The sequence below is a fragment of the Micromonospora sp. NPDC023956 genome, assembly GCF_040639195.1.
In the GTDB taxonomy this organism is placed as follows: domain Bacteria; phylum Actinomycetota; class Actinomycetes; order Mycobacteriales; family Micromonosporaceae; genus Micromonospora.
Genome location: NZ_JBEZZN010000006.1, coordinates 207,657 through 222,058, shown reverse-complemented (window position 1 = coordinate 222,058; position 14,402 = coordinate 207,657). Strand labels below are relative to the sequence as shown.

Annotated in this window: 9 protein-coding genes; 8 read left to right on the top strand and 1 reads right to left on the bottom strand. The window is 72.0% G+C overall.

Going from position 1 to position 14,402, the window contains the following annotated elements; translation table 11 throughout:
* Positions 1–15: 15 nt before the first annotated feature.
* Positions 16–1,134, bottom strand: coding sequence for a LacI family DNA-binding transcriptional regulator (locus AB0F58_RS14900; protein WP_357142636.1), 1,119 nt, complete (start codon positions 1,132–1,134; stop codon positions 16–18).
* Between the two features lie 239 nt (positions 1,135–1,373).
* On the opposite strand from AB0F58_RS14900, the gene AB0F58_RS14895 reads away from it, so the two are divergent.
* From AB0F58_RS14895 to AB0F58_RS14860, 8 genes are all read left to right on the top strand, one after another.
* On the top strand, positions 1,374–2,702 hold the full coding sequence (locus tag AB0F58_RS14895) for a Gfo/Idh/MocA family oxidoreductase (RefSeq protein ID WP_357142736.1): 1,329 nt from the start codon (positions 1,374–1,376) through the stop codon (positions 2,700–2,702).
* 32 nt (positions 2,703–2,734) lie between these two features.
* On the top strand, positions 2,735–4,162 hold the full coding sequence (uxaC, locus tag AB0F58_RS14890) for a glucuronate isomerase (RefSeq protein WP_357142635.1): 1,428 nt from the start codon (positions 2,735–2,737) through the stop codon (positions 4,160–4,162).
* A complete protein-coding gene (locus AB0F58_RS14885; protein WP_357142634.1) occupies positions 4,159–5,463 on the top strand; it encodes an enolase C-terminal domain-like protein in 1,305 nt (434 codons plus the stop codon). Before uxaC ends, AB0F58_RS14885 begins: the two co-directional genes overlap by 4 nt.
* The gene (locus AB0F58_RS14880) at positions 5,454–6,944 is read left to right on the top strand and encodes a mannitol dehydrogenase family protein (RefSeq protein WP_357142633.1); all 1,491 of its coding nucleotides are present in this window, start codon (positions 5,454–5,456) and stop codon (positions 6,942–6,944) included. Before AB0F58_RS14885 ends, AB0F58_RS14880 begins: the two co-directional genes overlap by 10 nt.
* A 17-nt stretch (positions 6,945–6,961) precedes the next feature.
* Positions 6,962–8,149 carry a Gfo/Idh/MocA family oxidoreductase gene (locus AB0F58_RS14875; protein WP_357142632.1) on the top strand — a complete coding sequence of 396 codons (1,188 nt, stop codon included), beginning with the start codon at positions 6,962–6,964 and terminating at the stop codon, positions 8,147–8,149.
* Between the two features lie 253 nt (positions 8,150–8,402).
* A complete protein-coding gene (locus AB0F58_RS14870) occupies positions 8,403–9,752 on the top strand; it encodes a pectate lyase (protein WP_357142631.1) in 1,350 nt (449 codons plus the stop codon).
* A gap of 119 nt (positions 9,753–9,871) precedes the next feature.
* The gene (locus AB0F58_RS14865; RefSeq protein ID WP_357142630.1) at positions 9,872–11,497 is read left to right on the top strand and encodes a family 16 glycoside hydrolase; all 1,626 of its coding nucleotides are present in this window, start codon (positions 9,872–9,874) and stop codon (positions 11,495–11,497) included.
* 184 nt (positions 11,498–11,681) lie between these two features.
* Entirely contained in the window at positions 11,682–14,210 is a 2,529-nt protein-coding gene (locus tag AB0F58_RS14860) for a right-handed parallel beta-helix repeat-containing protein (RefSeq protein WP_357142629.1), read from the top strand.
* The last annotated feature ends 192 nt before the right edge of the window (positions 14,211–14,402 follow it).

Genomic DNA, 14,402 nt, shown 5'->3' with positions numbered 1-14,402 from the left:
GCTCACTCCTTGGCGTTAGGAGGCGACGACGCCACCGGTGGTCGCCACCGGGTGACCCGGGCCCGCAGGACAGTGCGGGTCCGGGTCGGCGACGGCACCGGAACGGCATCGACCGTCCGGCGTTGCGGGTGCGGTCGAGTCGCGGATGACCAGTTCGGTCTGGAGCATTACCTGTGCGGTGGTGCGACGGTCGTCGGACGTGCCGCTGCGGACACCGCGCGGGCGAACGCCGGCGTCGTGTTGCAGGAGCATGTCGACGGCCGTCCGGCCGGCGGCCGAGGTAGGCGTGGCCACCGTCGTCAACTTGGGTCGGGTGAGCCGGCTCAGCGCGATGTCGTCGATCCCGACGACGCTGACGTCCTGCGGCACCCGGATCCCGTACGCGTCGAGCCCGTCGATGAGCCCGATCGCCATCAGGTCGTTGTAGGCGAGCACGGCCGAGACCCCGCTCCGGCGGACCTGGTCGGCCAGTCCGGCGCCGCCGGTCTCGGTGGGCGGGTTGGGGCCGAGCACGGTCAGCTCCGCGCCCCCGCTACGGGCCGCCGCCACGGCGGACCGGCGGATCTCCCGGCTGGTCCACGAGCCGCGGGGGCCGCTGAGCAGGGCCAGTTTCCGGTGGCCGAGGGCGAGCAGGTGCTCGATCGCGGCCCGCGCCCCCTGGCCCACGTCCATCATCACGCAGGGCAGGCCGGCGACCTGGCGGTTTATCACCACCAGGGGCACCTCCCGGCTGAGCTGCTCGATCAGGCTGTTGCTCATCCGGGGGCTACAGAGCAGGACCCCGTCCACCTGCTTGGCCAGCGCGTGGACCAGTTCCTCCTCGGCGACCGGGTCCTCGTTGGTGTCGGCGACGAAGACGTGGTAGTCGCGGTGCCGGGCCTGGCTCTCCGCCGCCTTGATCAGCGGAGGGAAGAACGGGTTGGCGATGTCGGCGATGATCAGGCCGATGTTGTGGGTCCGCCCGGTGATCAGGGCGCGGGCGGCCCGGTTCGGCCGGTAGCCGAGCTCCTCGGCGCAGGCGAGGACCCGGACCCGGGTCTCCGGGTTGACCAGGTGCGGGGCCGAGAACGTGCGGGAGACCGTGGAGATGTGCACGCCGGAGGCCCGCGCGACGTCTCGGATGGTGGCTGGCACGGCGGCCCCTTGATTGCGGGTGTGGCTGCGGTCACGTGGGTGTCGCCAATTAATGCAAACGGTTGTGTTGCTGTCAACGGGTTCCTCGATGTCGGTTCCATTTCGGCTGCGCTCCCACCGCAGGGATTAAACGGGCAAAGGAGGATTTAAACCACCGCTTTGACATCGACCGTTGACGCAGGCGTAACCGACATGGTTACTTCGCTGCAAACCTTTGCAGCCGCCGGGAGGCGATCGTGATGTCATCCGGAACCGGACCGCGGACCCGGCACGCCCTGGTGGGCGCCGGGGCACGGGCCGAGATGTTCGTCCGGGCGCTGGTGCTCGACCACGCCGACAGCGCCGAACTGGTCGCCTTCGCCGACGTCAACCAGGCCAGGATGGACGCGCACAACCGCTGGCTGGTCGAGCTCGGCCACCCCGCCGTGCCGACCTACCACGCCGACGAGTTCGCCGCGATGCTCGCCAAGGAGCGAGTCGACGTGGTGCTGGTGACCAGCGTCGACGTCACCCACGACGAGTACATCGTGGCCGCGCTGGACGCCGGTTGCGACGTGGTGACCGAGAAGCCCATGACCGTCGACGCCCCCCGCTGCCAGCGGATCCTCGACGCGGTGGCGCGGACCGGTCGACAGGTGCGGGTGGCGTTCAACTATCGCTACAACCCTTTGCACGAGAAGGTCCGGCGCCTGCTCGCGGACGGGGCGGTCGGCGAGATCGGCTCGGTGCACTTCGAGTGGTTGCTCGACGTCCGGCACGGGGCCGACTACTTCCGCCGCTGGCACCGCGACCGCGCCAACTCCGGCGGGCTGATGGTGCACAAGGCCAGCCACCACTTCGACCTGGTCAACTGGTGGCTGGACGCCGTCCCGGTCGAGGTCTACGCCGCCGGCCGGTTGTTCTTCTACGGCGAGCACGGCCGGCGACACGGCTACGCCCGCGACTACGACCGGGTGCACGGCTCCGCCGCCGCCGGCGACGACCCGTTCGCCCTGCACCTGGCCGCACACCCCCGGCTGCGGGAGCTGTACCTCGACGCCGAGGGCGAGGACGGGTACCACCGCGACCGCAACGTTTTCGCTCCCGGGGTGACGATCGAGGACGACATGGCGGTGCTGGCCCGCTACTCCACCGGCGCGACCATGACCTACCACCTCACCGCGTACGCCCCGTGGGAGGGCTACCGGGTGATGGTCAACGGCAGCCGGGGCCGGCTGGAGCTGGAGGTCGTGGAGAGCCACTTCGTCAGCCCGCAGGCCGCCGGAGCGCTCAAGGGCGCCGCGTTGCACGGCACCGAGGCGGCGGTCGAGGCCGGCTCGGCGACCATCACCCTGCGGCCGTTCTGGTCCCCGCCGGAGACGGTGCCGATCGAGGGGTACACCCGGGAGGGGCACGGCGGCGCGGACGCCCGGATGAACCGGGTGCTGTTCGGCGGTGAGCCGGACCCGATGGGCCGCGCGGCGACCGCCCAGGACGGCGCGATGGCACTGCTCACCGGCCTGGCCGCCAACCGATCCTTCGACACGGGGCAGCCGGTCCGGGTCGCCGACCTGCTGACCCTGCCCTGACCCGCCCCGCCGATCGCCGAGGAGCGACACCCGTGCCGACGAACCGCACCGACCTGCTCTTCCCCGCCGAACCGGGGCAACGCGCCCTGGCCCGGGAGCTGTACGCCCTGGCGGCGCGCCAGCCGATCATCTCGCCGCACGGGCACGTCGACCCGGCGCTGCTCGCCGACGACCAGCCCTTCCCCGACCCGGCGCGGCTGCTGATCGTCCCGGACCACTACCTCACCCGGATGCTGCTCAGCCAGGGGGTCCGCCCGGCCGAGCTGGGCGTCCCGACGGTCGACGGCAGCCCGGTGGAGAGCGACGGTCGACGGATCTGGCGGCGCTTCGTCGACCACTGGCACCTGTTCCGGGGCACGCCGTCGCGGCTGTGGCTGGAGCAGACCCTGCGCGAGGTGTTCGACGTGCACACGAGGCTCTCCCCGGCCACCGCCGACGAGGTCTACGACGCGATCGCGGCCCGACTGACCGAGCCGGCGTTCCGGCCCCGGGCGTTGTTCGAGCGGTTCGGCATCGAGGTGCTCGCCACCACCGAGTCCCCCCTCGACGACCTGGGCCGGCACGCCAAGCTCGCCGCGGACGGGTGGGGCGGTCCGGGCGGGCGGGTGATCACCACGTTCCGCCCGGACAACGTGGTGGACATGGAGTTCGACAACTGGTCGGCCAACGTCGACCAGCTCGCCGAGATCTCCGGCGAGGACACCGGCTCCTACGCGGGGTTCCTGCGCGCCCTGCGGCAACGGCGGGCGGCCTTCGTCGCGGCCGGGGCCACCTCCTCCGACCACGGCCACCCCACCGCCCTGACGCTGGACCTCAGCGCCTCGGAGGCGGCGGCGCTCTACGACCGGGGCCGACGCGGGGAGGCCGACGCGGGCGACGCGGAGGCGTTCCGGGCACACATGCTGGTGGAGTTCGCCCGGATGTCACTCGACGACGGCCTGGTGATGCAGCTGCACCCGGGCTCGGTGCGCAACCACAACAGGTGGCTGTACGCCACCCACGGGCGGGACGTCGGCGGCGACATCCCCCAGGCCACCGAGTACCTGCACGCGCTGACCCCGCTGCTGGACGCGTACGGCAACGACCCCCGGCTGACCGTGGTGGTCTACACCCTGGACGAGTACACCTTCAGCCGGGAACTCGCCCCGCTCGCCGGCGGGTACGCCGCCCTCTACCTCGGCGCGCCCTGGTGGTTCCTGGACTCCCCCGAGGTGCTGCGCCGCTTCCGCGAGTCGGTGACCGAGTCGGCCGGCTTCTACAACACCGCCGGGTTCGTCGACGACACCCGCGCGTTCTGTTCCATCCCGGTACGCCACGACGTAGCCCGTCGGGTCGACGCGGCCTTCCTGGCCCGACTGGTCGCCGAGCACCGGCTGGCCGAGGACGAGGCAGCCGAGACCATCGTCGACCTGGCGTACCGGCTGCCGAAGAAGGTCTTCAAGATCGGGGTCAACTCATGACGGTCACCATCACCGGCGTCGACGTGCACGACGTGCGGTTCCCCACCGCGCGCACCGGCGACGGCTCGGACGCGATCAACAAGGGCGACTACTCGGCCACGTACGTGGAGCTGCGCACCGACGCCGGCGTCACCGGGGCCGGGTTCACCTTCACCAACGGCCGGGGCAACGAGATCACCTGTGCGGCGGTGCGGGCCCTCGCGCACCACGTCGAGGGCAGGACGGTCGAGGAGATCGCCGCCGACCAGGTGACGTTCTGGCGGTCGCTCAGCGCCGACGTGCAGCTGCGCTGGCTCGGCCCGGAGAAGGGCGTGATCCACATGGCCACCGGCGCGGTGGTCAACGCGGTGTGGGACCTGCGGGCCAAACTCGCCGGCAAGCCGATGTGGCAGTTCCTCGCCGAGATGTCCACCGAGGAACTGGTCGGCAGCATCGACTTCCACCACATCACCGACGCGCTCACCCCGGACGAGGCGGCCGCCATCCTGGACAAGGGCCGCGACGGGATGGCCGACCGGCTCGCCCTGCTGGAGCGGGACGGCTTCCCGTCGTACACCACCTCGGTCGGCTGGCTGGGCTACCCGGACGACAAGGTGCGGGCGCTGACCCGCGAGGCGTACGCGGCCGGCTGGCGGGCGATGAAGATGAAGGTCGGTGGTCCGCCCGCCGACGACCTGCGCCGGGCCCGCATCATCCGGGCGGAGATCGGCCCGGACGCGCTGCTGATGATGGACGCCAACCAGGTCTGGGACGTCGACGAGGCGATCACCAACATGGCCGCACTGGCCGAGGTGGACCCGTACTGGATCGAGGAGCCGACGCACGCCGACGACATCCTCGGACACGCCCGGATCGCCCGCGCGGTGACCGAGCTGACCGGCGGCCGGTGCCGGGTCGCCACCGGTGAGGTCGCGGCCAACCGGGTGATCTTCAAGCAGCTCCTCCAGGCCGAGGCGATCGGCGTGATGCAGATCGACTCCTGCCGGGTCGGCGGGGTCAACGAGGTGCTCGCCGAGATCGTGATGGCCGCCAAGTTCGGTGTGCCGATCTGCCCGCACTCCGGCGGGGTCGGGCTCTGCGAGTACGTCCAGCACCTGGCGATCTTCGACTACCTGCGGGCCGGCACGAGCCTGGACGGCCGGATGGTCGAGTACGTCGACCACCTGCACGAACACTTCGTCGACCCGGTCCGCACCCGCGAGGGACGCTATCTGCTGCCCACCGAGCCCGGCTACAGCGCCACGATGAAGGCGGAGTCGATCGCCGAGTTCCGCTTCCCGGACGGGCCGGTGTGGCGATGACCCCGGGCACGGCCCAGCTCGGGTTGGGCACCCTGCGCCGGCTGCCCGAGGCGAGCCGACCGCTGGTGCGGCCGGGCACGGTCGGCGTCGGCATCGTCCACCTGGGACTCGGCGCGTTCCACCGGGCCCACCAGGCGGTCTACACCGAGGCGGCGATGGCGTACTCCGGTGGCGACTGGGGCATCATCGGCGTCGCCCCGCGCAGCACCGGGCTGGTCACCACGCTGGCCGCGCAGGACGGGCTGTTCAGCGTGACCACCAGCTCCGCCGAGGGCAGCCACACCCAGGTGGTCGGCGCGCTCGCCGGGGTGCGACACGCGGCCAGCGACCCGGGGGCGGTGGTCGCCCTGCTCGCCGACCCGCGCGTCCGGGTGGTCACCCTCACCGTGACGGAGAAGGCGTACCAGCTCGACCCGGTCAGCGGACGGCTGCGCCCGGACCCGGAGGTGGTCGCCGACCTGACCACCGACCGGTCACCGCGCACGGTGCCGGGGCTGCTGGTGCGCGGCCTGCTCGCCCGTGCCGCCACCGACGCCGGGCCGATCGCCCTGGTCAGCTGTGACAACCTGCCCGCCAACGGCCACCGGTTGCGCGGCCTGGTCGAGCAGTCGCTGGCGTACGCCCGGGTGCCGGACCGGGTGACCGCCTGGGTCGCGGCCTGCGTCACCTTCCCGGGCACGATGGTGGACCGGATCGTGCCGGCCAGCACCGAGGAGACCCTCGCCGAGGCGCGCCGGGCGCTGGGCGTGGCCGACCTCGCAGCGGTCGCGGCCGAGCCGTACCGGCAGTGGGTGGTCGAGGACGTCTTCCCGGGCGGTCGGCCGGACTGGGCCGCTGCCGGGGCGGTGCTCACCGACGACGCCGGGTCGTGGGAGCGGCTGAAGCTGCGCGCCCTCAACGGGGTGCACTCGGCCGCCGCCTACCTCGGCGCGCTGGCCGGGCGGGAGACCATCGCCGACGCGCTGGCCCTGCCGCACCTGGAGACGGTGCTGCGGCGGCTGGTCGCCGAGGACGTCGCGGCGAGCTTCACCCCGCCGGACGGCGTCTCCGTGGTCGACTACGGTGACCAGGTGATCGCCCGGTTCACCAACCCGGCGATCCGGCACCGCACCCTTCAGGTGGCGATGGACGGGTCGCAGAAGCTGCCGCAGCGGGTCCTGCACACCATCGCCGACCTGCGCGCGGACGGTCGGGACGCCCGCTGGGCGACGCTCGTGGTGGCCGCCTGGATGCGGTTCGTCCGGGGCCGGGCCGACGACGGTACGGCGCTGCCGCTGGACGACCCGCTGGCCGACCGGATCCGGGCCGCCCTCGCCGGGCACCCGGACACCCCCGCCGGGGTGGCCGGGGCGCTGCTCGGCCTGACCGAGGTGTTCCCGGCCGAGGTGGGCGCCGACGAGGGGGTCCGTACGGCGGTGACCGGGTGGCTGACCGACCTGGACCGGCACGGCGTCGCGGCGACGCTGGCGGGCGCGGCATGACCGGTACGGGCCGGCCGGTGTCCACGACGGGCCGCCCGGTCCCCCGGGTGGCGGTGATCGGGGCGAACGGGCACGGCCGGTGGCACCGGCGGGTGATCGCGCCGCTGCACGCGGCGGGGCGGCTGCGGTTGGTCGCCCTGGTCGACGTCCGACCGGTGGAGCCGGACCCGGACGCGCCGGTGCCGGATGGCACCGGCGTCTTCACCGACCACCGGGAGATGCTGCGCGCGAGCCGGCCGGACGTGGTGGTGGTCTGCACACCCCCGCACACCCACCTGCCGATCGCCCGGGACGCGCTGACCGCCGGGGCCGACGTCCTGCTGGAGAAGCCGCCGGTACTCTCCCTGGCCGAGCACGACGCGTTGACCGGCGTGCTCGCCGAGACCGGCCGGTCCTGCCAGGTCGGGTTCCAGGCGCTCGGGTCGGCCGCGCTGGCCGAGCTGGTCACGGCGGTGGCCGAGGGGCGGCTGGGCACCGTCCTCGGCATCTCCACCGTGGCGGCCTGGCAGCGTCCGGACGGCTACTACGCCCGTGCGCCCTGGGCCGGCCGGCGGTTCCTGGCCGGCCGGCCGGTGCTGGACGGGGTGCTGGCGAACCCGATCGCCCACGCGTGGATGCAGTGCCTGGCGATCGCCGAGGCGATCGCCGGGCGGCCGGTGACGCCGACGGCGGTGGAGCTGGAACGCTACCGGGTGCGCCCGATCGAGGTGGACGACACCGCCGCGATGCGGGTGGAGTCCCGGGGCGCACCGCCCGTCCTGGCGGCGGTGACGCTGGCCGGGGAGGACTTCGTCCGGGGCGAGGTGCTGGTGGAGGGGACCGCCGGCCGGGCGGTGCTGGAGTACCCCACCGACCGGCTGCTGCTGCCCGGGGACACCGCGCCGCGCACCGTGCCCGGCCGGATCGGGTTGCTGGAGAACCTGCTCGACCACCGGGCGACCGGCGCACCGCTGATCGCGCCACTGGCCCGGACCGCCCCGTTCACCGCCGTGCTGGAGGTGATCCAGCACGCGCCCGAACCGACGTTGCTCGACGGCGACCTGGTCACCGCCACCGGGACGGGACCGGACCGGGTGGTCACCATCCGTGGGGTGAACGGGGTGCTCCGGAAGGCGGCCGAGACGGGGGCGCTCCTGTCGGAGCTGGCGGTGCCGTGGGCGGTCCCGCCGGCGCGGACCACGCTGACGGAGAGGGGGGACGGCTGACGCGAACGGCCCGGACCGGGACCATCGGCAGACCACTGCAAACGAGCAGTGCCGGCATTCCCCGGAAAATGGGCGTGACCGGCACGTTCCCGACGACGAACGGTCGGGCGAATAACGCCTGCCACAATTAACTGCAAAATAGCTGCATATTGTATTCATTGACTCTCTTTAGTGATTTTCCTTACTGTCGAATCATCGGCATTCCGCTTCCGACGCGGAGTCCGCCGCACGACAGACCACTTCGGAGAGTCCCATGCGTCTTCGCATAACCGGGGCGGCCCTGGTCGCCCTCGCCCTTCTTCTCCCCGGCAGCGCGGTCGCCGCCGCCCCGGGGACCGCCGACGGATCCGTCTCCCGGCACGTCGAACGGTTCGCCCGGCAGTCCCTGCCCGCCGGGGACGGCTGGGCCGCCGCCGGCCCCGGCACCACCGGCGGGTCGGCCGCCACCGCGGACCAGGTCCATTTGGTCCGCAGCCGGGCCGACCTGATCCGCGCGCTCGGCGGGGACAACGCCACCAACCGTGCCAACGCCACCCCCAAGGTGCTCGTGGTCGACGGCATCGTCGACGGCTTCGAGGGCCCCGACGGCAGCCTGCTCGACTGCACCGACCTGGCCGACCCGGACTACTCGCTGCCGGCGTACCTGGCCGCGTACGACCCGGCGGTGTGGGGCATGGTCGCGCCGAGCGGGCCGCTGGAGGCCGCCCGGGTGCGCTCGGTGACCAACCAGACGCGGCACACGCAGATCAACGTCGGCCCGAACACCACCATCGTCGGCCTGCGCGGGGCCCGGCTGACCGGGCTGACCCTGATGATCGACACCGCCAGCAACGTCATCGTCCGGAACCTGACCTTCGACGACGCGCGGGACTGCTTCCCGGCCTGGTCGCCGACGGACGGCGCGGCCGGCAACTGGAACTCCCAGTACGACCAGATCTCGGTGCGGCGCAGCGAGAACGTGTGGATCGACCACAACACGTTCACCGACGGCGACAACCCGGACAGCGCCCAGCCGGTGCACTTCGGCCGGCCCTACCAGGTGCACGACGGATCGTTGGACGTCACCCACACCGCCAGCCTGGTCACCGCCTCGTACAACCGGTTCACCGGTCGGGACAAGCTGATGCTGATCGGCTCGTCGAACACGGTCGGTCCGGACGTCGGCCGGCTCAAGGTGACCCTGCACCACAACCTCTTCGACCAGGTGGTCCAGCGGCTGCCCCGGGTCCGCTTCGGCCAGGTCGACATCTACAACAACTGGTACCGCCTCGGCGCGGGCTTCGACTACGCCATCGGCGTGGGCGTGCAGTCCGCGGTGTACGCGGAGAACAACCACTTCACCCTCGGCGCCGGAATCGCCGTCGAGGACCTGCTGTACGACTGGGGCGGCACCGCGATCACCGCGCGCGGCAACTGGGTGCACGCCCACCGGTCGCTGCCCGGCCCGGTCGACCTGGTGGCCGCGTACAACGCCACCCACGACCCCGACCTGGGCACCGACGCGGGCTGGACGCCGACGCTGCGCACCGCACGCCCGCTGCCGGCCCCGGCGGTCCCGCTCGTGGTCGGTCTGCTGGCCGGGGCGGACCGGCTGCCGCTGTAGAAGCCACGGGCGGTGGGTGACCGTCCCCGCACACCGCCCGAGGAGGGTGGGTCGCCACGTCCGCGCTCACGCGGCGACCCACCGCAACCCGCACCCCCTACCACCACAGGAGGTACCCGATGAACCGACTCCCGATCCGGGGCCGCCCGGCCGGACGCCTCGCCGCCGCGCTGGCGGCCGGCGCCCTGGTCGCCGGCACCGTGCTGGTCACCACCTCGTCGGCGTGGGCCGACACACTGCTCACCGACACCTTCGAGGACGGCGACGCCAACGGCTGGTCCCGGTCGGGCGGCAGCTGGTCGGTGGTCACCGACGGCTCGCTGGCGTTCCGGCAGTCCGGCACCAGCAGCGACGCCCGGGTGCTGACCGGTCAGACCAGCTGGGCCGACTACGGCGTCCAGGCCCGGGTCAAGCCCACCGCGTTCGCCAGCGGCGCCCGGCACGCCGGGGTGATCGCGCGGGCGCAGAGCAGCAGCAACTACTACGCCCTGGTGGCCACCGCCAGCGGCGGGGTGCAGCTGGTCAAGCGCGCCGGCGGTGACCCGGTGGTGCTCGGCTCGGCCACCGCCGGCGTCACGGTCGGTTCCTGGTCGACGCTGCGGCTGGAGGCGGTCGGCAGCTCGCTGCGCGGTTACGTCGACGGCGCGCTGGTGGTGCAGGCCACCGACGGCGCGTTCACCGCCGGCCGGGCCGGGCTGGCCACCTCGTACGCCAGCGCGACCTTCGACGACGTGCTGGTGGCCACCGCCACCGGGGCCCCGCCGACCGGCACCCCGACCGGCGGGCCGACGCCGACCCTGCCGCCGACCGAGCCGCCGACCGACCCGGGCGCGCCGCCGATCGGCTTCGCGTCGGTGAACGCCCTCGGGCAGAACGGCACCACCGGCGGGGCGGGCGGTCCGACCGTCACCGTGGACACCGCCGGCGAGCTGCTCAGCGCGATCGCCACACCCGGACCGTTGACCGTCAAGATCAGCGGGATGATCGCCCTGCCCGGTCCGATGCACGACGTCACCTCGGACAAGACCATCGTCGGGGTCGGCGCGAACTCGGGGATCACCGGCGGCGGCCTCAACATCGGCCTGCCGGTGAGCAACGTGACCACCCCGCCGGCCAACGCCGTGCACAACGTGATCATCCGGAACCTGAACTTCCGGAACACCGTCGACGACGCGATCAACGTGCAGATGTTCTCCCACCACGTCTGGATCGACCACAACGACCTGTCGAACGGATACGACGGGCTGATCGACATCAAGCGCGGGTCGTCGTACGTGACCGTGTCGTGGAACCACACCCACCACCACACCAAGAACATGCTGCTCGGCCACGACGACAACAACGGCGCGCAGGACACCGGCCACCTCCGGGTCACCTACCACCACAACTGGTACGACCGGACCCCGCAGCGCAATCCGCGGGTGCGGTTCGGCGACCCGGTGCACGTCTTCAACAACTACTTCGTCTACAACACCGACGTCGGGGTGGCCTGCCAGCTGAACTCGGGCTGCGTGGTCGAGGGCAACCACTTCGAGGACGTCGAGGTGCCCTGGTCGATCAGCTACTCGGGATCCCGGGGTCGCCTGGTGGCCCGGGACAACGTCCTGTCCGGCACCAGCGAGCCGGGTGACTCCGGAGGCACGGTGACCGAGCCGCGCACCTTCTACCCGTACCAGCTCACCGACCCGGCCAGCGTGAAGTCGGTGGTCATGGCCGGCGCCGGCACCGGGAAGATCGGCTTCTGAGGGTCGGCTTTCCACCCGTTCCACCCGTTCCACCCGTTCCACCGGGTCGGCCCCGGCGCACCCGTCCCACCGCGACACCCCCCCGAAGATCCACCGCACCGGGGCCGACCCGTCCCCAAGACATCGATCTTGATCGATGAATAGCCCGATCCGGGCATCCCACCACCCCTCACCAGGAGGTTCCGTGAACCGGACCGACACGCGGCGCAGACGACGCCGCGGTCTCCTGATCGCGATCGGTTCCGCGCTCGGCGCGGTCACCCTCGCCCTCGGCATGGGCGCCACCGCCTACGCCGACACCCTCTTCTCCGACGACTTCGCCGACGGCAACTCCTCCGGCTGGACCCCCTCCGGCGGGAGCTGGTCGGTGGCCTCGCAGACCTACCGGCAGACCGGCACCAGCAGTGACGCCCGGTCGGTGGCCGGCACGTCGAGCTGGACCGACTACTCGGTGCAGGCCACGGTGAAGCCGACCGCGTTCAACGGCAGCAACCGCTTCGTCGCGCTGCTGGCCCGCGCGCAGAGCAGCACCAGCTACTACTACCTGGCGCTGCGCAGCAACAACACCGTCGAGCTGAAGAGCCTGGCCGGCGGCTCGTCCACCACCCTGGACACCGCCAGCGTGCCGGTCTCCGCCGGCACCACCTACACCCTGCGGCTCGACGTGGCCGGCAGCTCCCTCAAGGGGTACGTCAACGGCACCCTGCTCACCGAGGCGTCGGACAGCCGGTACGCCACCGGCCGGATCGGCCTGGCCACCTTCTACTCCAGCGCCGAGTTCGACAACGTGCAGGTCAGCTCGGGCGGTGTCACCCCGACGCCGACGCCGACCACGCCGACCCCCGACCCGACCGGCAACCCGGGCACGAACGTCGCCGACGGTTGGGCGTCGGTGGACGCCTGGGGGCAGAACGGCACCACCGGCGGGGCCGGCGGGCCGACCGTCACGGTGACCAGTGCGGCGCAGTTCGTCGCGGAGGCCGCCTCGACCGGTCCGAAGATCATCCAGGTCAACGGGATGATCGCCCTGCCCGGTCCGATGCACGAGGTCACCTCGGACAAGACGATCGTCGGTGTCGGGGCGAACTCCGGCTTCACCGGCGGCGGTCTCAACATCGGCCTGCCGATCGACAACGCGATCACCTCACCGCCGGCCAACGCCGTGCACAACGTGATCGTCCGGAACCTGAACTTCCGGAACTGGGCGGACGACGCGATCAACGTGCAGATGTTCTCCCACCACATCTGGATCGACCACAACACCTGGACCACCGGCGCCGACGGAGGCGTCGACGTCAAGCGGGGCTCGTCGTACGTGACGATCTCCTACAACCACGCCGACGGCACCGACAAGAACATGCTCCTCGGCCACGACGACGGCAACGCCGCCCAGGACGTCGGCCGGCTCAAGGTCACCTACCACCACAACTGGTTCGACAACACCAACCAGCGCAACCCCCGGGTCCGCTTCGGCGACCAGGTGCACGTCTACAACAACTACTACCTGAACACCGGCAACTACGGGGTCGCCTCCACCGAGGACGCCGGGGTCATCGTCGAGGGCAACTACTTCGAGAACGTCGACGACCCGTACCACCTGGGCGAGGGCTCCTCCGGTGACGGGCGACTGGTCGCCCGGAACAACTGCCTGGTCAACTCCGGCGCCGGGCAGACCGGCGGCAGCGTCGGCAACCCGTCGTACGCCTACACCGTCGGCACCGCCTGCGACCAGAAGGCCGTGGTCACCGCCCAGGCCGGGGTGGGCCGGGTCGGGCTCCCCGGCACCCCGCCCACCAGCACGCCGCCGACCACCACCCCGCCCACCACGCCCCCGGCCACCACTCCCCCGCCGACCAACCCGCCCACCGGCGACCTGGTCGGCTGGGCCACCCAGAACGGTGGCACCACCGGCGGCGCCGGCGGTCAGACGGTGACGGTCACCAGCGGTCAGGCCCTGGCCGACGCGCTGGAGTCGTCGTCCCCGCTGATCATCCGGGTGCAGGGCTCGCTCACCATGCCGGACACGATGAACGACGTCCGGTCGAACAAGACCGTGCTCGGGGTCGGTAACGCCGTGGTCGACAACGGGTTCAACGTCAGCGGGGCCCGTAACGTCATCATCCGCAACCTCACCTTCCGGGGCTGGGACGACGACGCGATCAACGTCCAGGGCTCGACGAACGTCTGGGTCGACCACAACACCTTCGACGGCGGCTACGACGGCGCGGTCGACGTGAAGCGGGAGTCCGACTTCGTCACCGTCTCGTGGAACCGGGTCATGAACCACACCAAGAGCATGCTGCTCGGGCACGACGACGGGCACACCGCCGACCGGGGCCACCTGCGGGTGACCTACCACCACAACTGGTTCGACGGGAGCAAGGAGCGGCACCCCCGGGTGCGCTTCGGTGACCCGGTGCACGTGTTCAACAACTACTACAACGGCGCGGACTACGGCGTCGCCTCCACCATGGGGGCGGGCGTGCTGGTCGAGGGGAACTACTTCGAGAACGTGACCCGCCCGACCGCCGTGGGCTACGCCGACTCGGGCCCGGGTGACCTGGTCCAGCGGAACAACCACTTCGTCAACTCCGGTACGCCGGAGAGCGCCGGGGACGTCGCGGCCATCCCGTACCCGTACGCGGTGGAGAACGCCACCGGGGTCAAGGCGTCGGTCACGGCCGGCGCGGGTGCCGGACGGATCACCGTCTGACCACGGCGGTGGGGTGGTGTCTCCCGTCCCCCACCCCACCCCCGCACCATCGGCCGGGGTCGCGGGCGAACTGTTCGCCGGCGACCCCGGCCGCCGGTCTGCCCCGCTCCGCCACGAGAGCGGGAAATTCCTCGGACGACGATGTCGAGAAACCGTGGCGGGCTCCGTCCCTGCGGTGAACGTGACCAGAAT

What these genes read in the sequence shown, in the direction of transcription:
- AB0F58_RS14895 (WP_357142736.1), top strand. Translation starts at nt 1,374, where the DNA reads ATGTCATCCGGAACCGGACCGCGGACCCGGCACGCCCTGGTGGGCGCC.
- AB0F58_RS14885 (WP_357142634.1), top strand. Translation starts at nt 4,159, where the DNA reads ATGACGGTCACCATCACCGGCGTCGACGTGCACGACGTGCGGTTCCCC.
- AB0F58_RS14870 (WP_357142631.1), top strand. Translation starts at nt 8,403, where the DNA reads ATGCGTCTTCGCATAACCGGGGCGGCCCTGGTCGCCCTCGCCCTTCTT.
- AB0F58_RS14865 (WP_357142630.1), top strand. Translation starts at nt 9,872, where the DNA reads ATGAACCGACTCCCGATCCGGGGCCGCCCGGCCGGACGCCTCGCCGCC.